The organism is Mycobacterium sp. D16Q16 (assembly GCF_002013745.1).
Lineage (GTDB): Bacteria > Actinomycetota > Actinomycetes > Mycobacteriales > Mycobacteriaceae > Mycobacterium.
In genome coordinates this window covers 20,560-43,387 of sequence record NZ_MAEY01000018.1, presented here as the reverse complement: position 1 = coordinate 43,387, position 22,828 = coordinate 20,560, and the positions used below count along the sequence as shown (strand labels likewise).

Below are 22,828 nucleotides of genomic sequence, written 5' to 3'. Positions count from 1 at the left end.
CAGCGCGACCTCGGATGTCGTGGATCAGGTTGCACCGCCGCGCTTTTCCCATCTTCGCGCGGCCGCGATCGTGCTTGGCGGGCTCGCTGCCGCCGGGGCGTTGGTGGGAGCGTTGTGGGGCGTCATCGCGCCGGGTGTGCACGGAGCCATCGCCGATACGCGCGATAACGGCCGGGTGTTTGTGCACCTGGGTAATGAGGCCGACAACTACTTCATCGCGACCACCATGCTGATCGGGATGGTCACGGTGGTTGCGGTGATCGTGTCTGCCGCAGCCTGGCAATGGCGGTCGCACCGTGGCCCGATGATGGTGGGCGCGCTCACCTTAGGTGCCCTGGCGGGTTCGGCAATAGCGGCGGCTGTCGGAGCGGTACTGGTCCGGATCCGTTATGGCGTACTGGATATCGCGGGTGCCCAGCTCGATGAGGGGCATCGCATCAAGTATGTCGTGGAGGCGCCCGCGGTGTTCTACGGTCACACGCCGGCCCAGATCGCGGTCACGCTTGCGCTGGCGCCGTGTCTGGCGGCGGTCACGTACATGTTCTGTGTAGTCGCCTGTGCCCGTGATGATCTCGATGCCTGGCCGCCGGTGAAGGTCCCCGTCTACCGGGCGCCCGCGACCGTTCCGCCTGTGGAAGGCGCTAGTTCGACGGCGTAGCCTCCTCGAGCCCCAGCGAGCACGCGGTCACCCGCACGGAGCTCGCCACCGCCGCGTGATCCCAGCTGACGTTCCCGGCGCCGGGAATCGCGCCGACCATCGTTGTCTGCCACGAGGTGTGCCATCGCTCGGGAAAGCAGCGTTGGAGGGCGTCGAGCATGATCGGGACTGCGGTGGACGCGCCCGGGGAGGCGCCGAGTAGCCCCGCGATGGTGCCGTCGGCACTGATCACGAGTTCGGTGCCTTGCTGAAGCACGCCCACGCGTCGAGGGTCGGGCGTAATGAGCTGCGCCCGTTGACCCGCGGGGACAAGTTCCCAATCGCCGGGCCTGGCGGCGGGGTAGTACCGGCGCAGCTGTGAAAAGCGTTGTCGCGGACCCGCTATTACCTGGCCGATCAGGTATCTGATGAGCGCGAGGTTCTGGATGAGCGCGGCCGCGATCACGTGTACGTTGTGCCACCGCACCGTGGTGAAGAAGTCCACCCATCGGCCGTGTTTGAGCAGCTTGGTGCTGAAGGTCGCATACGGTCCGAACATCAGGTACGGCCGGCCGCGAACCAGGCGTTTGTCCAAGTGCGGTACCGACATCGGTGGCGCACCCACGGGCGCTTGGCCATACACCTTGGTCGCGTGCTGATCGGCCACGCCGGGATCCTCGCAGCGCAAGAAGGCGGCGCCGACGGGCAGGACGGCGTAACCACGCACCTCGGGGAGGTGCGCCCGTTGCAGCAGCCGCAGTGCGTGCCCGCCGGCGCCGACGAACACGCTGCGCGCTCGTATGGTGAAGTGGCCCTGAGGATTTGTCCCGCGCACTACCCATGATCCGTCGCTGGTCCGGTTGAGTGCGTGCACCTCATGGCCGAGGCGGACCTGACCGCCGCGCTCGGTGACGATGCGCGTCAGCGCATGAGTGAGGGCGCCGAAGTCGATATCTGTTCCGTCAGGGTGCAGGGTAGCGGCGACGGGCTCATCGGGCGTGCGGCCGCGCATCACCAGCGGCGCCCAGCACTCGATGGTGCCCGGGGCATCGCTGAACCGCATTCCGGCGAACATCGGCTCTGTGGACAGCGTGTCGTAGCGACGCCGTAGATAGTCGACATCGCGCTGACCGAACACGACATCCATGTGCGCGGCGGCGTGAATGAACGCATCGGGTTGCAGCAGCCCCTTGTCGGCGAGGTAGGACCACCACTGACGGCTCAGGTGGAACTGGCGAGCTATCGCCGCGGGCTTCGTGGCGTCCCCGGGGTCTGGCATGTAGTTGAGCTCGCAGAATCCGCTGTGCCCGGTACCGGCGTTGTTCCACGCATCGCTGCTCTCGGTGGCGAGCGCATCGGCCCTCTCCAGCAGCACAATTCGCCACTCGGGTTCCAGCACCGACAGCATCGAACCCAAGGTGGCGGACATGATGCCGCCGCCGATCAACACCACGTCGGCATCGTCAGGAGAGGGGCCTGGCGTCTTCGAGAATGTGCTCATATCGTCCACCATCCGCCGCAATCATTCATTCCGTCCAATGAATGATTGCGGGAGTATCATCCGATAATGGATCGATGGACATCCCAGCTGGCTCCCCAACTGCGGGCGCTGGTGGAACTGTCCGCCCACGACGGGCACATGACGCAGGCCGCTCTTGCGCTGGACATTCCACAGTCATCGATGAGTCGGCGGATTCACGCGCTGCAGTCGGCGCTCGGGGTGCCACTGCTCATTCACGACGGCAGGACGGTGCGGCTGACTCCTGAGGCGCGACGACTGGCTGCCCGCGCGCGTGAACCTCTCGCCGAGCTCGATCGCACACTCGCCGAGCTCACCGGCGACGCGGACCCAGAGCACGGCACGGTGCGTTTCGGATTCCCGCTCACCATGGGCTCGGGCCATATCCCAGATCTGCTCGCCGCCTTCCGGCATCGGAATCCGGGCATCCGGGTGCTCCTCAAGCAGGCGCACGGATCCCAACTGGGCGCCGAGCTGATGACCGGCCATCTCGACCTCGCTGTCGTAATCCCAGCGCCAGAGCGCCTGCACCACACCACGATCGGTATCCAACAGATTCAGGTCGCAGTACCCGCGCACCACCGGCTCGCCGCGGCGGCCGAACTACATCTGGACGAGCTGGCCGGCGAGACGTTCATCGCCAACCCGCCCAGCTACAACCTCCGGCAGCTCACCGAGACGTGGTGCCGCGAAGCGGGATACAGCCCAAACATCGCCATTGAAGTCACCGAGTTCGGCACGATCCGCGAACTCATCAGCCGCGGTCTTGGCATCGCGCTCCTGCCTCATGATGACCGCAGGCCGCCCGGTATCCGCGAAATTCCGCTCGCGGGCAGAGGCCACCACCGTTCCATTGCCCTCGCCTGGGGCACCACGACCCGCGCGGCGCCCACCCGTCGCCTCAACGATTTCTTGCTCCAGCACTTCTCGCCGACCGCTGTCAACAGTGGCGAGACGCGCGACGCCTAATCGTGGCTGCCGCCGCCCGATTTCGAATTCCCGCCGCCGGATGACGACGGGCCGTTCCCCGATCCCGAGGACTTGCTCGTTGAGTCGTGTGTCGAAGAGGCGCTCGGCGACTTGGATCCGGAACTCTGGGATTCGGATGACTTCGTGCCGGAGGTCTTCGTCTCCGAACCCTTGGTGCCCGACGCTTGAGTCTCCGCAGCCTTTGTCTTGGTATCGGGGGCCTTGGCGTCCGTCGACGTGGTAGCGGATGTCTTGTTGTCTGGGCTCTTGGCGCCCGACGTGGACGCCCCCGCTTGTCCGGTGGTCGACTGCGAAATGGGACCGCGGACGGTGCCTTGTGCGCTAATGGTGCCGTGTTCGGTGGTGCTCGCCGTGGGAACCTTCTGCTTGACCGGCTTGTCCGCCTGATCCTTGGTCGTCGCCGCGGTGGGCGACTTGTCGTTCTTCGCCGAATCCTTGAGACTCTCGGTGTCTTTCGCCTGCGTGGTCTCCTTGGCTGCTTCGCCAGAAGTTCCCTGAGTGTCGGTCACCGTACCGATGGGTACGGAATCTTTGAGAGAATCCCTGGGCGATTCCTTGCTGCCTGCCGTCGCGGTCTCCTGGGTATCAGTCGCGGCCTTCGCGTCGGTCTTCTTTTCCTTGTCGACGACGGCGTTGTCCTTGGCGGGCGTCGTGCTCTCGGCAGTTTCCTGCGGACCCGGTACCTGAGGACCCTTGGCGTCCTTGGTTTCCCGGGTATCGACAGCGGTGCCCGGGACGGTCTCCTTCGCGGTACCCGCGGTGGTTTCCACTGCGGTGCCGGTCTTTTCGAGGCTCGTCAGCTTCTGATCGACTTTCGTCAGGCCCAGTGCCTCCGCGAAGTGTGCTTCCGCATCCTTGAACGCCTTGGTGAGGGGCGCCAATGCCTCGTGGGCGGAGGTGGGTAGCGCGCCGGTGGCATCCGGCGCCGCTAGTAGGGCCACGCCAGGAAGGGGAGGCAACGGCGGCAGGAAGTAGCGTGCTTCTGCCCAGGCGAAATTGATGACGGAGTTGACAATGTCGCCGCCGAATCGCCCGAAGGAGTTGACGATGTTGGAGAAGCTGGGGTCGTTGATGATTGGGTCGACGAGGTTGTAGACAAAGCTGTTGGCTATCGGACGAATGAGATTGTCGTAGACGATGCCGATCTGCGCGCTGACAAGTCCGCCGATCACGGGAACGAATCCGGCGCCCCACTGCGCGAGGTCCACGCCGTAATCCACCCAGTACTGGATGAATTGGTAGGCCTGGTCGATGCCGTTGGTGATGGAGTTCGCCGCGGCGGGTCCGGCGGCCGCCGCAGCGGGAGCGCTGGACCGAGACGGCGCGGCGGTGGGTGCGAGGGGTTCGGCGGTTGCCGAGCGCGGCTGCACGGAGAGACCGGGGCGGGCGATCGGCGCGATTCGAAGCGGACTGAGCGTTACGCTCGACGCCCCCGGTGCCGCCGCTGGCAGCGGGAACTTCAATGCAGGCAACGTGCTCAGCGGAGCGTTGCTGGCCGCTGGCGTGAATGCGAACGAGCTCAGGCGAACTGAGGCAGTTCGGATATCGGGTAATGAGAGGGCCTGCGGTGTGCGCGGAACCACCGTAGGAGCGACGACCAAGGCGGTCGCGGTGATAGCGGCCATACCCGTCTTGAACAAGGGACTGACGGTTCGGTCCATCTCACTCCTCTGTCTGATTCGAAGCGACCCGGACGTCAGCGTACGGGGTGCTCACGCGTGAACGGGCCACTCCAACGAGGCGGTGCCGTCCAGCAACGCGGCAATCGTCGTCTCCAAAGACGTTCTCGCGCTTTCCGATCCGGACCCTGGCTAATGAGTTAGGGGCAGACGAGTCCCTGGTAGTCGCGGATGGCGAAGGTGTCGTGGATATTGAGTGCGCGCGCCGCGACCATCCGGGAGACAACGCGAGCCAGTGGTGATGGCAAATAGCCAAGGATTCGTGCGCCGTGAACAAGAGTCCACAAACCGACACGGCTCTTGGGCACCAGAGTGTCCGACGCGGTGAGAGCCAGGCTGCGGCTGCGGCGCACGTACTCGCCCAGGGCCGCTTCGCAGGCGCGGTAGGCGCGGGTGTGATCACCTGCGGCGGTCGCGATTTCCCCGGCGAGCACGTACGCCCCCACGACGGCGAGGCTGGTACTTCCGCCCACGGCCGGGCCGGGGCAGTATCCGGCGTCACCGACGAGCGTGATGCGGCCCTTCGACCAGGTGGTCATCCGCAGCTGGGTAATGGAGTCCATGTAGAAGGTGTCGGTCGCGTCGACCTCCGCGAGCATGCGGGGCACCTCCCAGCCGAAGTCGGCGTATACGTCCCGCAAGAGTTCTTTTTGCCGTGGTATGTCGCGGTGGTGATAGTCCAGTGGCTCGGGAGTACGGAAAAGGAAGAACGCCCGCGCATCCGGGAGCTGAGCGGCGCTGTACATGCCGGCCATTCGGTCGACCCTCGGGAACATCACCGCGCGGTCGGCCAGATCGAGGTAGTTGGGTATCGATGCGACCGCGAGGTACTCGCCCAGCCAGTGTGAATAGCCAGACTCGGGACCGAACACCAGCCCACGAACATTCGAGTGCAAGCCATCGGCGCCGACAACGAGGTCGAACCGGCGCTCGGAGCCATGCTCGAAGGTCGCATGCACCCCCGTGTCGTCTTCGGTGAGCGCCGTGATGGAGTCTCCGAAGATGTACTCCGCGGTGGGGGAGCTGGCGTCATAGAGGATCTCGCTGAGATCGTCGCGCATGATCTCGACATGGCGCTGCGACACGGCCGAGAAGATCAGCGCCTCCGGGAGGTCCACCAGGCCGGGCTTGCCCTCGCGGCGGATCGATAGGAGGTCGGTGCCCACCTTGTGCGCCTCGATCTCGTCGAGAACCCCCATCTTCTCGACGATGTCCATCGCGGGCTTGAACAGGTCGACGGCATGACCCCCCGATTTGCGCGGAGCCGGGGAGCGTTCGACCACCGTGACGTCAAATCCATAGCGCGCGAGCCAGTAGGCCAGTGTGGGGCCCGCGACACTTGCCCCCGAAACGAGCACTCGCATGCCATCTCCTTACTTAACGGTCGGTAAGTAGATTGAGCTTACTGCTTACCGACCGGAAAGTCAGGGACTACTATCGGGCGATGGCCACCGAGGCGCCCGGCGCGACGAACACCAGGGAGCGCATCCAGGCGGTAGCACGGGATCTCTTCGCCGAACATGGGCTGCGCAATACCAGCCTGCAGGACATCGCCGCCCAGCTGGAGATCACGAAGCCCGCTCTCTACTACCATTTTTCGTCGCGAGATGATCTGGTGCGCAGCATCGTGCAGCCGATGGTGGACGATCTGGAGGCGTTTCTGGCTACCAGCGGCTCTCGGGATACCCGCCAACTACTCGAGGACTACTTCGACGTGTTGTGGTCGCACCGCGTTGTCATGGGGATCATCGTGCGCGATCTGGCCACCATGGGGCAGTTCGAGCTGGGTGAATGGATGATCGAATGGCGGCGCAAGCTGATCGCTTTGCTCGCGGGCGCGAAACCGTCAGGGGTGCAGATGATCCGGGCAACCGTGGCCCTGGGCGGCTTGTCGGACTGCACCATCGAATACGCGGATCGGTCGCATCGACAGGTAAAAAGGGCTGCGGTGGACGCCGCCATCGCCGCGCTGAACAGCTGAGCGTCCTTAGAGGGGACGTCCGCCCACGACCTTGGCGCTCACCCAGCCGAGCTTGAGCAGTCCGAGATAGGTCGAGGGCTTGAACGCCAGCGGCCAGCTCGTACGGCGCGGCGCCGTCGGCAGTGCCTGGCCGCTGAAACGTGCGCCCAGCCATGCCATCGACATCGGTGCGGACATGGGATGCAGCAGCAGGTGCTCGTTGAGCAGATCGCGGTGATAGGTGACATGGGCGCCACCGCCGCGGTAGTTGTCGGCCAGTTCGTCGATGCATGAGGTCGAGATGATCTGGTCGTGCACGGCCTGAACGATCAGGACGGGCGGGGTGGGGACCGTCTTGCCGAGTTTGATGCTGTCGAAGACGTGCTGCACCTCTGGTGTCTCGAGGAGTTGGTCCAGTGGCTGGTCCACCAGATCATCCATGTCCTTGAAGGCCATGGCGACAATGGCGCGCAAGGTCGGCATGTCTTCGAGCCGTCCCAGAAATTCCTTGCCCTGGGGTGTCGCGTGCTCCTCGATGACGCGCTCAAGGCCGGGGTACACATGCGATAGGGCGGCAACAACCAGGCCGGGCAGGGCGGCGAACAGTCCGCCGTTGAGTCGCCGGAAGGTGTGTCCCAGGTCGCCCACGGGGGATCCGAGCACCGCGCCGGCGATGGTGAGCTCGGGTGCGTAGTCCGCGCTGACCTCCGCCGTCCACGCGGTGGCGAGACCTCCGCCGGAGTAACCCCATAGCCCGATAGGCGCATGCCGCGACAGTCCCAGCCTGTCGCAGTTCAGGGCTGCCCGAAGTCCGTCGAGCGTCCGGTATCCCGGCTCCTCCGGGGCTCCCCAGATTCCGTCGACGCCTTCGTGATCGGGTATGGACACGGCCCAGCCCTGGGCAAGGAGCGCCGCGATCAGCAGCAGTTCGAACTGCGCGAAGGAGCCGAGCGCGTGTGCGCCCCGCCGCAGGGCGTATGAGGGAAAGCAGCGATCCGTGACGGCGTCGATGGCGCATTGATACGACACGATCGGAACCGCTGCCGCCGGGTCGGTGCCGGTGGGCGTGAGCACCGTGGTGACCGCGGCGTCGGCGCGCTGATGGAGGTCATTGCTGCGGTACAGCAGCTGTGTCGCGGTAAAACGCTGGGGGATCACGCCCAGGAACGCCATTTCGACATCCCGGGTGCGCAGTACGGTGCCCGGCGCGGCGTGTTCGAAGCCGAGAGGCGGGAGGTAGAACGGATCCTCGGTGGGCAGCAGCGGGCGAGCGCCGCGCTCAATGTCCTGATGAGCCGGTTCGCCGATCCACTTGACGTCATCGGATATAGCCAGGTCGTGGGGTGCCATGCCTGCGCTCCCTTCAAGGTCCCCGGCATTCATACCCTAAGGAGACTCTAAGAGGCTAGTCCTCTCATCCCGGAGGGCGCAGTGCGGCAAACTCGTCGGTGACCCGGTACCGGTCGTCGGTGAATCGGTAGAGCGCCGCGGGTCGGCCACCGCTGCGGCCGGATCGCACGGTGGTCCCGGTCGGTGTGAGCACTCCGCGCCGCACCAGCACACGTTGCAGGTTGGTGGCGTCGACGGGATATCCCAGCGTCGCGCAGTAGATGTCACGGAGCGTTGAGAGTGTGAATTGCTGTGGTGCCAAAGCAAATCCGATGTTTGTGTAGGACATCTTGGCAACCAGGCGGGTGTGTGCGTGCGCGACCATCACGTGGTGATCGAAGGCCATCGCGGGTAGGTCGCTCACGCGGTGCCACTGGGTGTCGGCGGGCAGCTCGGGGGTGGCGGGGAAGGGGACGAGCCCGAGAAACGTCGAGGCGATGGTGCGTGGGCCAGGTACGCGGTTCGGCGCGGAAAATACGGCCAGCTGTTCAAGGTGTGCCAACTCACGCACGTCCACCTTCTCGGCGAGCTGCCGGCGGATGGAGGAGGGGAGGTCCTCGTCGGCCCGGACTTGGCCACCGGGGAGAGCCCACGCGCCGTGGTGCGGTTCGAGTGCGCGCTGCCACAGCAGCACGGCGAGCTCAGGCGCGCGCGCAGGGCTATTAGTGCTGGTTGTGGTGTCGCTGAAGTGACGCACTTGGAACACCACGGCTAACACCTCGTGCTCGGTGCTAGTATGGACCATGTTTTCGATCATAAGTCGAAAACCTCGGTTGGCCAAACGCAGCCCGAAAGCCGACCGAGACCCGAGGGCGCGAGGAGGCGGCCATGACGGCAGCTGACGTGTTACTTGACGGCGTGATCGACGGCCCCGGTGGGTACACCGGTGTGGAGGGCGACGCCCGTTGGGCCGAGCAGGTGCGCCGGTTGGCCGATCAGCGCGGCGCCACACTGCTCGCGCATAACTATCAGCTTCCGGCGATCCAGGACGTGGCGGACCACGTTGGCGACTCGCTGGCGCTCTCGCGCATTGCCGCCGAGGCGCCCGAGGACACCATCGTGTTCTGCGGTGTTCATTTCATGGCCGAGACGGCCAAGATCCTCAGTCCGGACAAGACGGTGCTCATCCCGGATCAGCGCGCCGGATGCTCGCTCGCCGATTCCATTACCGCCGACGATCTGCGGGAATGGAAGGCCGAATTTCCCGACGCGGTCGTGGTCTCGTACGTCAACACCACCGCGGCCGTGAAGGCGCTCACCGACATCTGCTGCACCTCCTCGAATGCCGTCGACGTCGTCGCGTCGATCGACCCGGACCGTGAGGTGCTGTTTTGCCCGGATCAGTTCCTCGGCGCACACGTCAAGCGGGTGACGGGTCGCCAGAATCTGCAGATCTGGGCGGGCGAGTGCCACGTGCACGCCGGAATCAACGGTGAGGAACTTGCCGGGCAGGCACGTTCACACCCGGATGCCGAGCTGTTCGTGCACCCCGAATGCGGGTGCGCGACATCGGCTCTGTACCTCGCCGGCGAGGGTGCTGTGCCCGACGATCGGGTGAAGATCCTCTCGACGGGCGGAATGCTCGACGCGGCTCGCGAAACGCGCGCGCGGGAGGTGCTGGTGGCCACTGAGGTCGGCATGCTGCACCAGCTGCGTAAGGCGGCGCCCGACGTGAACTTCCTGGCGGTCAACGACCGAGCCTCGTGCACATACATGAAGATGATCACCCCTGCGGCGATGCTGCGCTGCCTCGTGGAGGGTCGCGATGAGGTGCATGTGGACCCGGAAACCGCGCGGTTGGCGCGGCGAAGTGTGCAGCGGATGATCGAGATCGGACAGCCCGGCGGCGGAGAATGACGCTGCCCGCGGGAGCCACCTGGAGCACTGATGCAGATGTGGTTGTCGTCGGTGCGGGTGTCGCCGGATTGGCGGCTGCGCTCGCCGCGCATCGACGCGGGCGAAAGGTCTTGGTACTCAGTAAGATCGGCTCTACCGCGACGCATTTCGCCCAGGGCGGTATCGCGGTCGTACTGCCCGACACGGACGATTCGGTACAGGCTCATGTCCGTGACACGCTGAGCGCCGGGGCCGGTCTGTGCGATGTCGATGCGGTGGTCTCCATCGTGTCGGATGGTTATCGCGCGGTGCGCGATCTGGTGGCCGACGGCGCCCGATTCGACGAAACACATTCCGGACAATGGGCATTGACACGGGAGGGCGGACACAGCACCCGCCGGATAATCCATGCCGGCGGCGATGCGACCGGTGCGGAAGTGCAGCGGGCACTCGATCACGCCGCGGCGATGCTCGATATCCGTCGGAGTCATGTGGTGCACGACGTCCTCATCGGGCCGGACGGCGTAGGCGGTGTGGTCGTCCGAAACGCTGACGGCTTGGGCGTGATCCGTACCGGGGCCGTGATTCTGGCTACCGGCGGCCTCGGGCATCTGTATTCGGCCACCACCAATCCAGAGGGCTCAACCGGAGACGGAATCGCACTGGCCTTGCGCGCGGGTGTGCCGGTAGCCGATATCGAGTTCATCCAGTTTCATCCGACCATGCTGCATGCCGCGCAGGCCAGCGGGTGCCGGCCCCTCATCAGTGAGGCGGTCCGCGGCGAGGGAGCCACTCTTGTTGACGCCCGTGGGGATTCGGTCACTTCCGGAGTACATCCCATGGGCGATCTGGCGCCGCGCGACATCGTGGCCGGAGCGATCGCCCGCAGGCTGCGCGAGACCGGAGATCAGTGCGTCTATCTCGACGCGCGCACGATCGACAATTTCGCGGGCCGATTCCCCACCATCACCGCCGCCTGTGCGGCGGCGGGTATCGATCCGACGGCTCAGCTCATCCCCGTGGTACCGGGGGCGCATTACAGCTGTGGCGGGGTCGTCACCGATCCCTATGGCCGGACGGAGATCGCTGGTTTGTTCGCCGCGGGCGAGGTCGCGCGTACCGGGATGCACGGGGCAAACCGGCTGGCTTCCAATAGTTTATTGGAAGGCCTCGTAGTGGGCAGGCGTGCGGGCGAGGCTGCCGCGCAGGTGACTGGGCGGTCGGCCATGGGCGGGGAGCATCATGATGCGCAACCGCGTCTCGACCGTCGGAGGCTTCAGGCCGCGATGAGCCGTTGGGCATCCGTACTGCGTGATGCCGAGGGGCTCGCAAAGCTTGATGACGAGCTGCGTTCGTGTGCCGCGGTGCCGACATCGACTCCGCTCGAGGTGGAAGACGCCGCGCTGACCCTCACCGCTGCCGCCGTGGTCGCCGCGGCGGCAGCGCGCACCGAATCCCGCGGCTGCCATGCCCGCTCGGATTGGCCCGGCACCGATCCCGATTTTGCCATCAGTCTTCCGGTGCGCCGGGACGCCGACGGATGCGAGGTTGCGCTACCGTCTGGGGTGCCATGTTGACCACGAACCTGACGGAAACCGAACTCGCCGAGGCACGTTCGGTGGTCCAGCGTGCTCTCGAAGAAGACCTGCGCTATGGCCCCGATCTCACGAGTCAGGCCACCGTGCCCGGCGACGCCGAATGCACCGCCGCGATGGTGACGCGATCCGGCGGTGTGATCGCTGGAGTTGATATCGCCCTCATCGTTCTCGACGCGGTGGTGGGCGCCGGGAATTACCGCGTGGAGAATCGTCTCACTGATGGCACTCGGGTCGGTACCGGGACGGCGCTGCTCACGGTGACCGCCCCCACACGCGATCTGCTGACCGCCGAGCGCACCATGCTGAACCTCGTGTGTCATCTCTCGGGCATCGCGACCACGACGGCTGCCTGGGTGGACGCGGTCGACGGTACTCACGTGCAGATCCGCGACACCCGCAAAACCCTGCCGGGACTACGACTCCTGCAGAAGTATGCGGTTCGTGCCGGAGGCGGCGTGAACCACCGCCTCGGCCTTGGCGATGCCGCACTGATCAAAGACAATCACGTGGTGGCCGCCGGTTCGGTGGTGGCCGCGCTGCGCGCGGTCCGGGCGGCGGCACCGAACATCGAATGTGAGGTCGAGGTCGACTCGCTCGAACAGCTCGACGAGGTCATGGCCGAGGGTGCCGAGCTGGTACTTCTGGACAACTTCCCCGTCTGGCAGACCCAGGTTGCCGTGCAGCGCCGCGATGCTCAGGCTCCCCAGCTCAAGCTGGAGTCCTCGGGAGGACTTACGCTCGAAACGGCCGCGGCGTACGCCAAGACGGGTGTCGACTACTTTGCGGTCGGTGCGCTGACGCATTCCGCCCGGGTGCTCGACATCGGTTTGGATATGTAACCTCAGTCGCGCAACGCGGCCCGCGCGAACTCCGTTGTGTACGTCGCGTTGATGTCGATCCGTTGCTTTACGGGTGCCACGTTCTTCGAGTACATGCCAAGGATGCGCAATGCGTTCTGTGCGCCATCGGATTTCATGATCCCGTCTCCGTTGAACATTCCGATGGAGTCGGCAATCGACTGCAAGTAGAGGTCTTTGTTTGCGCCCGCGTATTGAGGTGGCATCTTGTCGGCGATCTGGGCGGGCGAATGCAGCTTGATCCAGCGCAGCGTTTGGACGAACGACGTGACAAGCTTTTGGACGATGTCGGGATGCGCCTTCACGGTGTCACAGCGCATGTAGAGCGAGGTCGACGGGTACAGCCCGCCTAGCGCCTGGCGCGTTCCGGATTCGGTGCGCAGGTCGACGAGAACCTTGGCCTGGCCCGAGTTCACCATCTGCGCCACCGTTGGATCGGTGGTCATGCCCGCATCGATGCCGTCGTGGTTCATTCCGGCGATGAATGTTTGGCCGGCACCGACCTTCACACGGTTGTAGTCCGCAGTCCGCAGTCCGGCCTGGCCGGCCAGCGCCTGTGTCAGGAAGTCTGTGGATGACCCCAGCGAGGTGACTCCGAGGTTCTTGCCGCGGAAGTCGGCGGGGGAGGCGATGGTCGCGGTGTCCTTGGCCGACACCAGCTCCACCTCACCCGGAACGTCCGCCATCTGGACTACAGAGGTAGTGCACTGTTCCTTGGCCTGCAGGTCGATGGTGTGGTCGTAGAACCCAACAACCGCCTGCACATCGCCGGTGAGCAGCGCGGTCTCCGCGGTAGCGCCGGACTGCTCGCTGAGCAGCGTGACATCGATGTCGTTGTTCGCGAAGTGGCCAAGCTGCTGGGTGAGCATCGCCGGCAGGTAGATGATCTTTTCCAGGCCGCCGACCATGATGGTGACCTGCGGTCTGCCGTTGGCCATGGGGATATGCCGGGAGTCACGGCATCCGGCGCCGAGGAAGACGGCGATGACGAGAATGACGGCGAGCGGGAGTCTTTTCATCGTTAGATCCCGTGGCCCGAGCTCGACTGTGACGGCCGCCATGTGAGCAGCCGGGATTCGGCGATACCGATGAGCCATTCGGCGAGCAGGGCCACCACCGTGATGATGATCATTCCGGCATAGATGCCCGCGGAATCGAACGTGCCCTGGGCGTTGCTGATCAATAGTCCCAAACCCTTGCTCGCACCGGCGTATTCACCGACGACGGCGCCGATCAGCGCGAACCCGAATGCGGTGTGCAAGCTCGACAGGATCCAGCTTGTCGCGCTGGGCAGCACAATCGAGGTGAGGATGCGGGTAGGGCTGGCGCCGAGAATCCGGGCGTTGTTGATCACGTTCCCATCCACCTCACGCGCGCCGGTGAACGCGTTGAAGAACACCGCGAAGAACACCAGGACCACCACGGTGGCGACCTTGGAGCTGAGCCCCAGGCCGAACCAGATGATGAACAATGAGGCGAGCACGATGCGCGGAACGGCGTTGAGCGCCTTGATGAACGGGGCCAGCACTTCCGACCAGTAACGGCTGCGACCGAGGAGCACACCCAAGGTCACTCCGGCGACGGTGCCGATCAGGAAGCCCAGTACGGCCTCTTCGACGGTGGTGAAGATCTGCAGCCATATCGATCCGAATTGGGTTCCGATGGTGAACCATTCGGCCAACCGTGCCCAGATCAGCGAGGGCTTCGAGTAAAAAAACGGATCCAGCCAGACGGTGGCCGCGACCTCCCACGAGGCCAGCCAGATCACCACAAGAGCGGTTCTTAGCCCCCAGATTCGGGTCATGGTGCGGCGCTTGCTTTTGCGCGCGCGTTGCAGGATCTCTTCGTCGGTTTCGGCGACCGGTGGAATCGGCTGAATCAACAGATCATGCGACACGAGACTCTCCCTTCGCGCGGGCGGCCTCGACCTGATCGCGCAGTGTTTCCCAGATTTCGCGGTAAATGGTGCGGAATTCGTCGGTGAGCCGTACCTCCTCGACATCGCGGGGGCGGGGCAGGGTGACCGGAAAGTCCCCGCATACGGTGGCAGGGCTGGCTGTCATCACCACGACGCGGTCCGCCAGCGCGATCGCTTCCTCCAGATCGTGGGTGACAAAGATGACCGCCGCCCCTGTACCGGACCACACCCGCAGCAGTTCGTCCTGCATGAGCTGGCGGGTCTGCACATCGAGTGCGCTGAACGGTTCGTCCATGAGCAGAATCTCGGGCTCGTTGACCAGCGTCTGCGCCAGTGCCACACGCTTGCGCATACCGCCGGAGAGCTGATGCGGGTAGTACTTCTCGAATCCCGCGAGGCCGACGGTTCGCACCCAGTGGGCAGCCTTCTCGTGGGCCTCGGTCTTACTCGCTCCTCGGTAGATCGGACCCAGGGCGACGTTGTCAATGACGCTCTTCCAGGGCAGCACCGCGTCCTGCTGGAACATGTATCCGATACCTGCCGGAATGCCGTTCACATCCTCGCCGCGAACCAGGACACGTCCGGCGGACGGCGGTTCGAGCCCGGATACCAAGGACAAGGTGGTGGACTTGCCGCATCCGGTGGGGCCGACAACCGCGACGAATTCCCCGGGGTTGATGTTGATATCCAGATCGCGGACCGCGGTGTGGATACCGACGCCTCGATTCGAGGGGAACCGTTTGGTTGCTCCCCGAAGTTGGATGAGTGGATGCGCCATTGCACGTCTCCTTCACTAGCTGCTGGAGACTGAAGATAAGTGGTGGGTGTCACAGTTCTCTGCTTGTGCGCACTACCCGCGCAAATCGCGGATTTCGTTAGTTTTGCGCATTCTGCGCACGGCCTGCTTACGCTCTGGCACATGGATTCCAGGAAGCGCACAGTGCTGCGATTGCGCACGCAAGTGCTTCTTCTGCAGGTTGCGGTGGTTTTCCTGGCCCTGGGATTGGCGTTCGCGATCCTCGCTGTGGTGGGCGATAGGCGGCTTTCCTCCGAGTACGGACAGCGGGCGCTGGCGATCGCGGGCACTGTCGCGGCCATGCCAGAGGTGCGTGCCCGGGTCACCGACTACGCGCGGGGCACGCTCACTCCGGGTTCAGGTCTCACGAACGAGCTTTCAGACGGGCAGTTGCAACGCATCGCGACCGCGGTGCAGGTGCGCAACGACGCCTTGTTTGTGGTGATCACCGATGAGCATGGGATCCGGTTGGCCCATCCCACACAGGAGCGACTGGGCCACCCCGTCAGCACCGACCCCTCCGGCGCCCTCGCCGGACGCGATGTCGTCGTAGAGGAAATCGGTACGTTGGGCGGCTCAGTCAGAGCCAAAGTTCCGGTACGGCAGCCTGATTCATCGACCGTGGTGGGGGAGGTGAGTGTGGGAGTGTCGACGGCCGCGGTACGCGATCGTTTGATGTCCGACCTGCGAATTGCGGGATGGATCGTGGGCGCGGCATTTCTGTTCGGTATCGCGGGCTCGGTGTTGTTGGCCCGCCGGTGGCGTGGGCTCACGCTCGGACTGGAGCCCGCCGAGCTGGCCGAGTTGGTGCGCGAACAGGCCGCGGTGCTGCACGGCATCGGGGAGGGGGTGCTGGGCGTTGATGTCGACGGAAGAACCACCGTGGTCAACGACGAGGCTGTGCGGCTGCTGGGGCTGGGCGATGTGGCGGGGCGGCAGGTCAGCGATATCGGTTTGACGCCAAGGGTTCTGTCGGTACTGCGGGATATGTCCGCGGTGCCGGTGATGGCGACAGTGGGCGAGCGAGTTGTGGTGATCACGGCGCGTCCGGTCAGTCGGGAAGGCCGCGCGCTAGGAGCGGTGCTGACCGTGCGCGATCGAACGGATGTCGAATCGCTGACTCGGCAATTGGACGCGGTGCAGTCGATGAGCTCCGTGCTGCGGGCGCAGCGTCATGAGTTCGCGAACCGCTTGCATCTACTGAGCGGGCTGGTGCACGCCAACCGGGCTCAGGAGGCCGCGCATTTCCTGGACGAGCTCCTCGGCAGCGGCCCGCTGGGTGCGGCACTCCCGGATATCGAAACACTGGGAGATCCCTATCTTCAGGCCTTCATCGCCGCGAAGAGCGCGAACGCGCGAGAGGCGGGCGTCACCCTGACGCTGGGAGACAACACCTGGGTATCGGGCACCCTCCTGCATCTGGTGGATGTCACCACCGTGTTGGGCAACCTGATCGATAACGCGATCGACGCGGCGCGGGCCGGCTCGGATCCACGCCGGCGGGTCGAGGTGGGGGTGGTACAGGACGGTTCAACACTGCACATCACCGTGGCCGACAGTGGTGACGGGGTAGCCGAATCCATGACGGATGGTCTTTTCGCAGAAGGGATCTCGACCAAGAAGGACGCGGCGGTTCCGGGCGGCCGCGGAGTCGGTCTGGCGCTGGCGCGACAGATCGCGCGGGGGCTCGGCGGCGACGTGTGGCTGGCTACGGCAGCGGGTGCGGGGCCCGGGCTCGCTGGTGCGGAGTTCATCGCGCGGATGCCGTCGGTCATGGCGGACATCGAAAGGAAGGAACCGGAATGAATGAATCCACGATCAACGTGCTGATAGTCGACGATGACTTCCGGGTGGCCAACTTGCACGCCGGTATTGTCGATGCCGTTCCCGGTTTCACGGTGGTGGCAACCGTAAACAGCATCACTGCGGCACACGACGCGGTCAGCGCCGCCTCGATCGATCTCGCTCTGGTCGACGTGTACCTGCCTGACGGGTCCGGTGTCGATTTCGTGCGCGCGTTGCGTTGCGATGCCATGGTTCTGTCGGCGGCGGCCGAGGGCGACACAATCCGGCAGGCACTGATCGCCGGCGCGGTCAGCTACCTGGTGAAGCCGTTCGCTCATGCCGCGCTGGTGGCCCGGCTCACCGCCTACGCGCGTTACCGCAGGATCCTGCACAGCGACGAACTCAGCACCGCAGAGGTAGACGCCGCGTTGGACGCCTTACGCCCGAGCGCGGGCGCGCCACGTTCGGCGATACCGTCGTCGCCCACCAAGCAGATCGTGCTGCAGGCCATCCGGGATGCGCCCTCACCGATGTCGTCGGCGGAAGTTGCCGTGGTGGTGGGGATCTCACGCGCGACCGCGCAACGTTATCTCGCCTCGCTGGTGGGTGCCTCGGATGTGGAGATGCGGTTGCGCTACGGCACGGCGGGGCGCCCCGAACAGGAGTTCCTCATTCCAGGAACGTGACGTTCCCGGAGACCGGATTGCGGGGCGAGCGCACCGAATTCACCGCTCGATTCCCATCGATCCGTACACCTGGGCGCCCCACGCGCGCCGCTGGAGCTGTATCGCCGATCGCCCCCGGACCAGACGATCGAAGCCCGGGGCATCCAACACGGGAGTCACTTCACGATATCGGCGACGAAGACCCCTGCGAGCTTGTTGACTTGCCGGGTCGAGCGGGTCAGTGCCGGATCTCCCTGGCCTTGCTCCACGATGCGCGGGTTGATCACATGGATCTGCTTGCCGCGAAAGAGCTTGATGTCGGCACCGCCGGCGGCGATCACGTTCTTGGTCCAGTTGGTTTTACCGTGAATCAGCCCGATGGAGATGACATCGCCTTTGCGGAATGCGTTCACGGTGGTTTCGTACTTGGTGCCTGACGTGCGGCCGAAGTGCGTAACGGTAGCGAACGACGGTAAAAAGCGCGCGATACGGGCCATGAATGGGTTCATGAACTTGATCTGAGCTCGCTCAAGCCAGTCGGGCATAAGCATGGGCACGCCGGGCTGATTGTTTGCTGACATCGATGATCCGATCGTTGTGGGTCGGTACGGTCTTCCTGCCGACGAGTCTAGTTAGACGTGCGTCACACACAACCGGTGACTGCGTGGTAAATGGTGTTGAGCAGCTCTGGGAGAATGGTGGAGTGAGCGACGGACCCACCTCATCAGATGCTCTTCGCGCGAGCGGCTCATCGCTGCTGCGCCGTATCGACATGCGTGGTGCGAACCTGTCCCCGTCCCATCTGCGCTCTGCCCTTCCGCGGGGCGGGACCGACGTCGATGCCGTGCTGCCGACGGTACGGCCTGTTGTGGAGGCGGTCAGGGACCGCGGCGCCGAGGCCGCGCTGGAATTCAGCGCCCAGTTCGATGGCGTGCGCCCGGCGACCGTCCGTGTTCCGGCTGCCGAGCTGCAGCGCGCCCTCGCGGAGCTGGACCCGGCGGTGCGCGACGCGCTCGAAGTGGCCATTCTGCGAGCGCGTGCGGTGCACGCCGATCAGCGCCGCCAGGACACGGTGACCACCGTTGCGGACGGCGCCACCGTGACCGAACGTTGGGTAGCCGTCGAGCGCGTGGGCTTGTACGTTCCGGGCGGTAACGCCGTGTACCCGTCGAGCGTCGTGATGAACGTCGTCCCGGCACAGACCGCTGGGGTGGGATCGCTCGTCATCGCGTCACCACCGCAGGCCCAGTTCGGTGGACTGCCTCACCCGACGATTCTCGCGGCCGCACAGCTGCTCGGCGTCGAAGAGATCTGGGCGGTGGGTGGTGCACAGGGTGTCGCGCTGTTGGCGCACGGTGGTACCGATACCGACGGTGCCGAGCTCGCATCGGTCGACATGATCACCGGGCCCGGCAATATCTACGTGACCGCGGCCAAGCGGCTGTGCCGATCGCTGGTAGGCATCGATGCCGAGGCCGGCCCCACGGAAATCGCAGTCCTCGCCGATGAGACAGCCGATCCGGTACACGTGGCCGCCGACCTGATCAGCCAGGCCGAACACGATGTGCTGGCAGCGAGCGTGCTCGTCACCACGAGCGAGAAGCTAGCCGACGCCGTGGTGAAGGAGACTGCCGCACAGCTGGAGACGACGGTGCACGCCGAACGCGTCACCGCGGCGCTGACCGGTGCTCAATCCGGAATCGTTCTCGTCGACGACCTCAGCGCGGGAATCAAGGTTGTGAATGCCTACGCGGCCGAGCACTTGGAAATCCAGACGGCCGATCCGGTGCCGGTGGCCGCGCGCGTTCGCAATGCCGGTGCGATCTTCCTGGGGCCATGGTCACCGGTGAGCCTCGGCGACTACTGCGCGGGATCCAATCACGTGCTGCCCACCGCCGGATGTGCCCGGCATTCCAGTGGGCTGTCCGTGCAGACCTTCCTGCGCGGTATCCACATCGTGGATTACACCGAGGCCGCTCTCAAAGAGGTGTCCGGGCACGTGATCACGCTGGCCAACGCAGAGAATCTGCCCGCGCACGGTGAGGCGGTTCGTCGCAGGTTCGAGCGGTCATGAGCGGTCTGATCGGCGGCGCGGCCCGACTCGAGGACCTGCCGCTGCGCGACAGCCTGCGCGGCAAGAGTCCGTATGGCGCACCGCAGCTGACCGTGCCGGTGCGGCTGAACACCAACGAGAACCCGCACGAACCGTCGGCCGGTCTCATCAACGATGTGGCGGACTCGGTCCGATGGGTGGCGGCGGAACTGCATCGCTACCCGGACCGCGATGCGGTGGCCTTGCGTACTGATCTCGCGGCCTACTTGGCTGAGCAGACCGGTGTACCCGTAGGCGCCGAGAATGTCTGGGCGGCAAACGGTTCCAACGAGATACTGCAGCAGCTGCTGCAGGCATTCGGTGGGCCGGGCCGTAGCGCGCTGGGATTCACGCCGTCCTACTCGATGCACCCGATCATTTCCGATGGAACCCAGACCGAATGGCTGCAGGCTCAGCGCTCGGAGGATTTCTCGCTGGATCTCCGCACGGCGGTCGCGGCGATCAGGGAGCGCCAGCCCGACGTCGTCTTCGTGACAAGCCCCAACAACCCGACGGGACAGTCTGTTCCGTTGGAGGACCTGCGCCAGATCCTCGACGCGGCTCCGGGAGTTGTGATCCTGGACGAGGCATACGGCGAATTTTCGGCGGCGCCTAGTGGAATCACCCTCGTGGACGAGTATCCCGCGAAGCTGATCGTGAGCCGCACTATGAGCAAGGCCTTCGCCTTCGCGGGCGGACGGCTGGGATACCTGGTGGCGGCGCCCGCTGTTATCGACGCTCTGCTCTTGGTGCGGCTGCCGTACCACCTGTCGGTGCTCACCCAGGCCGCCGCTCGCGCGGCGGTGAAACACCGCGCGGAGACCCTCGGTAGCGTCGCGACGTTGGTCGCCGAACGCATCAGGGTGTCGGCGGCGCTGTCGGCCAGCGGATTCCGGGTTGTTCCCAGTGACGCGAACTTTGTGCTGTTCGGCAGGTTTGTCGATTCGGCGGCGAGCTGGCAGCGGTATCTCGATGCGGGCGTTCTTATCCGGGATGTCGGCATTCCGGGGTATTTGCGCGTCACCATCGGGCTGGCGAGCGAGAATGACGTGTTCTTGAAGGTCAGCGACACACTGGCCGCGACGGACCTAGAGAAAGGTGCGCCCTCATGACAGCATCCGCGTGGAACCGGGTGGCACGAGTGGCCCGGGCCACCCGCGAGTCGGACATCGTGGTGGAACTGAATCTGGATGGCACTGGCCAGGTGCACATCGATACCGGGGTACCGTTCTTCGACCACATGCTCACCGCGCTGGGGACGCACGCCAGTTTCGATCTCACGATCACCGCCAAGGGTGATACCGAGATCGAGGCGCATCACACGGTGGAGGACACCGCCATCACGCTCGGGCAGGCACTCGCCGAGGCGCTGGGGGACAAGAAGGGAATCCGCAGGTTCGGGGACGCCTTTATCCCGATGGACGAAACCCTGGCCCACGCCGCGGTGGACGTATCGGGCCGCCCGTACTGTGTGCACACCGGCGAGCCGGACCACCTGCTGCACACCACGATCGCGGGCTCTTCGGTTCCGTACCACACCGTCATCAATGCGCACGTGTTCGAGTCGTTGGCGCTCAACGCGCGCATCGCGCTGCATGTGCGCACCTTGTACGGGCGCGACCCGCACCACATCACCGAGGCACAGTACAAGGCCGTGGCCAGAGCGCTGCGCCAGGCTGTCGAGCCCGATCCGCGGGTCACCGGTGTGCCGTCGACCAAGGGCAGCCTGTGACCGGTGCTGGACCCAAAGTCGTTGTCCTCGACTACGGTTCGGGCAATCTCAGATCCGCGCAGCGTGCGCTGGAAAGGGTTGGCGCCGACGTCACGGTGACCGCCGATGCCAACGCGGCGCTCAATGCCGATGGTCTGGTCGTCCCCGGGGTAGGCGCCTTTGCGGCGTGTATGGACGGGCTGCGCGGCATCGACGGCGAGCGCATCATCGACGTTCGGCTCTCCGGTGGCCGCCCGGTGCTGGGTATTTGCGTCGGCATGCAGATCCTGTTCAGTCACGGCATTGAATTCGGTGTCGACACCGCGGGATGCGGGCAGTGGCCCGGAGTGGTCAGCCGTCTGGACGCACCGGTGATCCCGCACATGGGCTGGAACACCGTCGATGCGCCGGCCGGGTCGGACCTGTTCGCCGGGCTGGATGCCGACACGCGCTTTTACTTCGTGCATTCCTACGCGGTGCAGAAATGGGAGCTGGAAACGCCCGCCGAGTCACCCATCGCGAAGCCGCTGGTGACATGGGCGACCCATCACGTGCCGTTTATCGCGGCGGTGGAGAATGGGGCACTCGCGGCCACACAGTTCCATCCGGAGAAGAGTGGTGACGCGGGGGCCGTGTTGTTGAGCAATTGGGTGAAGGGAATCTCTTGAGTCTCGTTCTATTACCAGCGGTCGATGTCGCCGACGGCCAGGCCGTACGCCTGGTGCAGGGCAAGGCGGGCAGCGAAACCACCTACGGCTCACCGCGTGATGCGGCGCTGGCGTGGCAGAACGACGGTGCCGAGTGGGTGCACCTGGTGGACCTGGACGCCGCCTTCGGACGCGGTTCCAACCGCGAGTTGTTGGCACAGGTGGTGGGCGAGCTCGATGTGAAGGTGGAGCTCTCCGGCGGCATCCGGGACGACGAATCGTTGACGGCAGCGCTCGCAACCGGTTGTGCCCGAGTCAATCTCGGTACTGCCGCGCTCGAGGACCCGGAATGGTGCGCTTCGGCGATCGCCCGGCACGGTGAACGGGTCGCGGTGGGGCTCGATGTCCAAATTGTGGACGGCGAGCACCGGCTGCGCGGCCGTGGCTGGGTCAGTGACGGTGGTGACCTCTGGGAGGTGCTGGAACGTCTTCGGGCGCAGGGATGCTCGCGTTACGTGGTTACCGACGTCACCAAGGATGGCACCCTGACCGGGCCGAACCTCGAACTGCTGGCACAGGTCGCGGGTGTCGCGAACGCACCCGTCATCGCATCGGGCGGGGTTTCGAGCCTGGACGACCTGCGTGCCATCGCAGAACTGACCGGCGCCGGTATCGAGGGTGCGATCGTCGGAAAGGCGCTTTACGCCGGCCGTTTCACCCTGCCCGACGCATTGGCTGCCGTTTCCTGA

22 protein-coding genes are annotated in these 22,828 nt (G+C 65.2%); 13 read left to right on the top strand and 9 right to left on the bottom strand.

Annotation, left to right across the window (positions count from 1 at the left end):
* Window positions 1-19: 19 nt before the first annotated feature.
* On the top strand, window positions 20-658 hold the full coding sequence (locus B4394_RS17965; protein ID WP_078315853.1) for a DUF2567 domain-containing protein: 639 nt from the start codon (window positions 20-22) through the stop codon (window positions 656-658).
* Here the strand turns inward: B4394_RS17965 and B4394_RS17960 are convergent.
* A complete protein-coding gene (locus B4394_RS17960; RefSeq protein WP_078315857.1) occupies window positions 642-2,138 on the bottom strand; it encodes a malate:quinone oxidoreductase in 1,497 nt (498 codons plus the stop codon). The two genes, B4394_RS17965 and B4394_RS17960, sit on opposite strands and share 17 nt — an antisense overlap.
* A 66-nt stretch (window positions 2,139-2,204) precedes the next feature.
* Between B4394_RS17960 and B4394_RS17955 the strand changes: the two genes are divergently transcribed.
* A complete protein-coding gene (locus B4394_RS17955; RefSeq protein WP_078312037.1) occupies window positions 2,205-3,125 on the top strand; it encodes a LysR family transcriptional regulator in 921 nt (306 codons plus the stop codon).
* Here the strand turns inward: B4394_RS17955 and B4394_RS17950 are convergent.
* Both B4394_RS17950 and B4394_RS17945 read right to left on the bottom strand, forming a co-directional pair.
* The gene (locus tag B4394_RS17950) at window positions 3,122-4,807 is read right to left on the bottom strand and encodes a hypothetical protein (RefSeq protein WP_078315852.1); all 1,686 of its coding nucleotides are present in this window, start codon (window positions 4,805-4,807) and stop codon (window positions 3,122-3,124) included. The genes B4394_RS17955 and B4394_RS17950 overlap by 4 nt on opposite strands.
* A 158-nt stretch (window positions 4,808-4,965) precedes the next feature.
* Window positions 4,966-6,189 carry an FAD-dependent monooxygenase gene (locus B4394_RS17945; RefSeq protein WP_078315851.1) on the bottom strand — a complete coding sequence of 408 codons (1,224 nt, stop codon included), beginning with the start codon at window positions 6,187-6,189 and terminating at the stop codon, window positions 4,966-4,968.
* 80 nt (window positions 6,190-6,269) lie between these two features.
* On the opposite strand from B4394_RS17945, the gene B4394_RS17940 reads away from it, so the two are divergent.
* A complete protein-coding gene (locus B4394_RS17940) occupies window positions 6,270-6,806 on the top strand; it encodes a TetR/AcrR family transcriptional regulator (RefSeq protein ID WP_078312039.1) in 537 nt (178 codons plus the stop codon).
* Between the two features lie 6 nt (window positions 6,807-6,812).
* On the opposite strand, the gene B4394_RS17935 is transcribed toward B4394_RS17940, so the two are convergent.
* Together B4394_RS17935 and B4394_RS17930 are read right to left on the bottom strand one after the other, a co-directional pair.
* Entirely contained in the window at window positions 6,813-8,135 is a 1,323-nt protein-coding gene (locus tag B4394_RS17935) for a lipase family protein (RefSeq protein WP_078315850.1), read from the bottom strand.
* A 64-nt stretch (window positions 8,136-8,199) separates the two neighbouring features.
* Complete coding sequence (locus tag B4394_RS17930; protein WP_078315856.1) at window positions 8,200-8,919, bottom strand: NUDIX hydrolase; 720 nt, start codon at window positions 8,917-8,919, stop codon at window positions 8,200-8,202.
* An 83-nt stretch (window positions 8,920-9,002) separates the two neighbouring features.
* Here B4394_RS17930 and nadA point away from each other — a divergent pair, with 83 nt between their 5' ends.
* From nadA to nadC, 3 genes are read left to right on the top strand one after another with little or no spacing between them, the layout of a single operon-like run.
* Window positions 9,003-10,031, top strand: coding sequence for a quinolinate synthase NadA (nadA, locus tag B4394_RS17925; protein ID WP_078312041.1), 1,029 nt, complete (start codon window positions 9,003-9,005; stop codon window positions 10,029-10,031).
* Window positions 10,028-11,587 carry an L-aspartate oxidase gene (locus tag B4394_RS17920; RefSeq protein ID WP_078315849.1) on the top strand — a complete coding sequence of 520 codons (1,560 nt, stop codon included), beginning with the start codon at window positions 10,028-10,030 and terminating at the stop codon, window positions 11,585-11,587. Before nadA ends, B4394_RS17920 begins: the two co-directional genes overlap by 4 nt.
* Window positions 11,581-12,447, top strand: a complete 867-nt coding sequence (nadC, locus tag B4394_RS17915; RefSeq protein ID WP_078312043.1) for a carboxylating nicotinate-nucleotide diphosphorylase — start codon at window positions 11,581-11,583, stop codon at window positions 12,445-12,447. Before B4394_RS17920 ends, nadC begins: the two co-directional genes overlap by 7 nt.
* A gap of 2 nt (window positions 12,448-12,449) precedes the next feature.
* Here nadC and B4394_RS17910 read toward each other — a convergent pair whose 3' ends face one another.
* The 3 genes from B4394_RS17910 to B4394_RS17900 are packed head-to-tail and all read right to left on the bottom strand — an operon-like array spanning window position 12,450 to window position 15,161.
* Window positions 12,450-13,484 carry an ABC transporter substrate-binding protein gene (locus tag B4394_RS17910; RefSeq protein ID WP_078315855.1) on the bottom strand — a complete coding sequence of 345 codons (1,035 nt, stop codon included), beginning with the start codon at window positions 13,482-13,484 and terminating at the stop codon, window positions 12,450-12,452.
* Window positions 13,485-13,486: 2 nt separating this feature from the next.
* Window positions 13,487-14,362, bottom strand: coding sequence for an ABC transporter permease (locus B4394_RS17905; protein ID WP_286142109.1), 876 nt, complete (start codon window positions 14,360-14,362; stop codon window positions 13,487-13,489).
* The gene (locus B4394_RS17900; RefSeq protein WP_139360280.1) at window positions 14,352-15,161 is read right to left on the bottom strand and encodes an ABC transporter ATP-binding protein; all 810 of its coding nucleotides are present in this window, start codon (window positions 15,159-15,161) and stop codon (window positions 14,352-14,354) included. Before B4394_RS17900 ends, B4394_RS17905 begins: the two co-directional genes overlap by 11 nt.
* A 141-nt stretch (window positions 15,162-15,302) precedes the next feature.
* On the opposite strand from B4394_RS17900, the gene B4394_RS17895 reads away from it, so the two are divergent.
* Window positions 15,303-16,985: an ATP-binding protein gene (locus B4394_RS17895; RefSeq protein WP_176138336.1), complete on the top strand. Its 1,683-nt coding sequence runs from the start codon at window positions 15,303-15,305 to the stop codon at window positions 16,983-16,985.
* Window positions 16,982-17,650, top strand: a complete 669-nt coding sequence (locus tag B4394_RS17890) for a response regulator (protein ID WP_078315848.1) — start codon at window positions 16,982-16,984, stop codon at window positions 17,648-17,650. The genes B4394_RS17895 and B4394_RS17890 overlap by 4 nt, the downstream gene beginning before the upstream one ends.
* 155 nt (window positions 17,651-17,805) lie before the next feature.
* Here the strand turns inward: B4394_RS17890 and B4394_RS17885 are convergent, their stop codons facing one another.
* Window positions 17,806-18,180 (bottom strand): nitroreductase family deazaflavin-dependent oxidoreductase, encoded by a 375-nt coding sequence (locus tag B4394_RS17885; protein WP_078315847.1) that lies wholly within the window; start codon window positions 18,178-18,180, stop codon window positions 17,806-17,808.
* Between the two features lie 203 nt (window positions 18,181-18,383).
* Here B4394_RS17885 and hisD point away from each other — a divergent pair, with 203 nt between their 5' ends.
* Genes hisD through priA form a run of 5 tightly spaced genes read left to right on the top strand, consistent with a single transcriptional unit; the run spans window position 18,384 to window position 22,828 of the window.
* Window positions 18,384-19,703, top strand: a complete 1,320-nt coding sequence (gene hisD / locus B4394_RS17880; protein ID WP_170915035.1) for a histidinol dehydrogenase — start codon at window positions 18,384-18,386, stop codon at window positions 19,701-19,703.
* Window positions 19,700-20,833 carry a histidinol-phosphate transaminase gene (locus tag B4394_RS17875; protein ID WP_078312046.1) on the top strand — a complete coding sequence of 378 codons (1,134 nt, stop codon included), beginning with the start codon at window positions 19,700-19,702 and terminating at the stop codon, window positions 20,831-20,833. The genes hisD and B4394_RS17875 overlap by 4 nt, the downstream gene beginning before the upstream one ends.
* Window positions 20,830-21,453, top strand: coding sequence for an imidazoleglycerol-phosphate dehydratase HisB (hisB, locus tag B4394_RS17870; RefSeq protein ID WP_057969050.1), 624 nt, complete (start codon window positions 20,830-20,832; stop codon window positions 21,451-21,453). The genes B4394_RS17875 and hisB overlap by 4 nt, the downstream gene beginning before the upstream one ends.
* Window positions 21,450-22,100, top strand: a complete 651-nt coding sequence (gene hisH / locus B4394_RS17865) for an imidazole glycerol phosphate synthase subunit HisH (protein WP_078312047.1) — start codon at window positions 21,450-21,452, stop codon at window positions 22,098-22,100. Before hisB ends, hisH begins: the two co-directional genes overlap by 4 nt.
* Window positions 22,097-22,828, top strand: a complete 732-nt coding sequence (gene priA / locus B4394_RS17860; protein ID WP_078315846.1) for a bifunctional 1-(5-phosphoribosyl)-5-((5-phosphoribosylamino)methylideneamino)imidazole-4-carboxamide isomerase/phosphoribosylanthranilate isomerase PriA — start codon at window positions 22,097-22,099, stop codon at window positions 22,826-22,828. The genes hisH and priA overlap by 4 nt, the downstream gene beginning before the upstream one ends.

Coding starts and splice junctions, on each gene's coding strand:
- B4394_RS17920 (WP_078315849.1), top strand. CDS start 10,028: ATGACGCTGCCCGCGGGAGCCACCTGGAGCACTGATGCAGATGTGGTT.
- nadA (WP_078312041.1), top strand. CDS start 9,003: ATGACGGCAGCTGACGTGTTACTTGACGGCGTGATCGACGGCCCCGGT.
- B4394_RS17895 (WP_176138336.1), top strand. CDS start 15,303: ATGGATTCCAGGAAGCGCACAGTGCTGCGATTGCGCACGCAAGTGCTT.
- B4394_RS17890 (WP_078315848.1), top strand. CDS start 16,982: ATGAATGAATCCACGATCAACGTGCTGATAGTCGACGATGACTTCCGG.
- B4394_RS17955 (WP_078312037.1), top strand. CDS start 2,205: ATGGATCGATGGACATCCCAGCTGGCTCCCCAACTGCGGGCGCTGGTG.
- B4394_RS17875 (WP_078312046.1), top strand. CDS start 19,700: ATGAGCGGTCTGATCGGCGGCGCGGCCCGACTCGAGGACCTGCCGCTG.
- B4394_RS17900 (WP_139360280.1), bottom strand. CDS start 15,161: ATGGCGCATCCACTCATCCAACTTCGGGGAGCAACCAAACGGTTCCCC.
- B4394_RS17930 (WP_078315856.1), bottom strand. CDS start 8,919: ATGGTCCATACTAGCACCGAGCACGAGGTGTTAGCCGTGGTGTTCCAA.
- B4394_RS17935 (WP_078315850.1), bottom strand. CDS start 8,135: ATGGCACCCCACGACCTGGCTATATCCGATGACGTCAAGTGGATCGGC.
- B4394_RS17910 (WP_078315855.1), bottom strand. CDS start 13,484: ATGAAAAGACTCCCGCTCGCCGTCATTCTCGTCATCGCCGTCTTCCTC.
- B4394_RS17945 (WP_078315851.1), bottom strand. CDS start 6,189: ATGCGAGTGCTCGTTTCGGGGGCAAGTGTCGCGGGCCCCACACTGGCC.
- B4394_RS17885 (WP_078315847.1), bottom strand. CDS start 18,180: ATGCTTATGCCCGACTGGCTTGAGCGAGCTCAGATCAAGTTCATGAAC.
- B4394_RS17940 (WP_078312039.1), top strand. CDS start 6,270: ATGGCCACCGAGGCGCCCGGCGCGACGAACACCAGGGAGCGCATCCAG.
- hisB (WP_057969050.1), top strand. CDS start 20,830: ATGACAGCATCCGCGTGGAACCGGGTGGCACGAGTGGCCCGGGCCACC.
- B4394_RS17960 (WP_078315857.1), bottom strand. CDS start 2,138: ATGAGCACATTCTCGAAGACGCCAGGCCCCTCTCCTGACGATGCCGAC.
- B4394_RS17950 (WP_078315852.1), bottom strand. CDS start 4,807: ATGGACCGAACCGTCAGTCCCTTGTTCAAGACGGGTATGGCCGCTATC.
- nadC (WP_078312043.1), top strand. CDS start 11,581: ATGTTGACCACGAACCTGACGGAAACCGAACTCGCCGAGGCACGTTCG.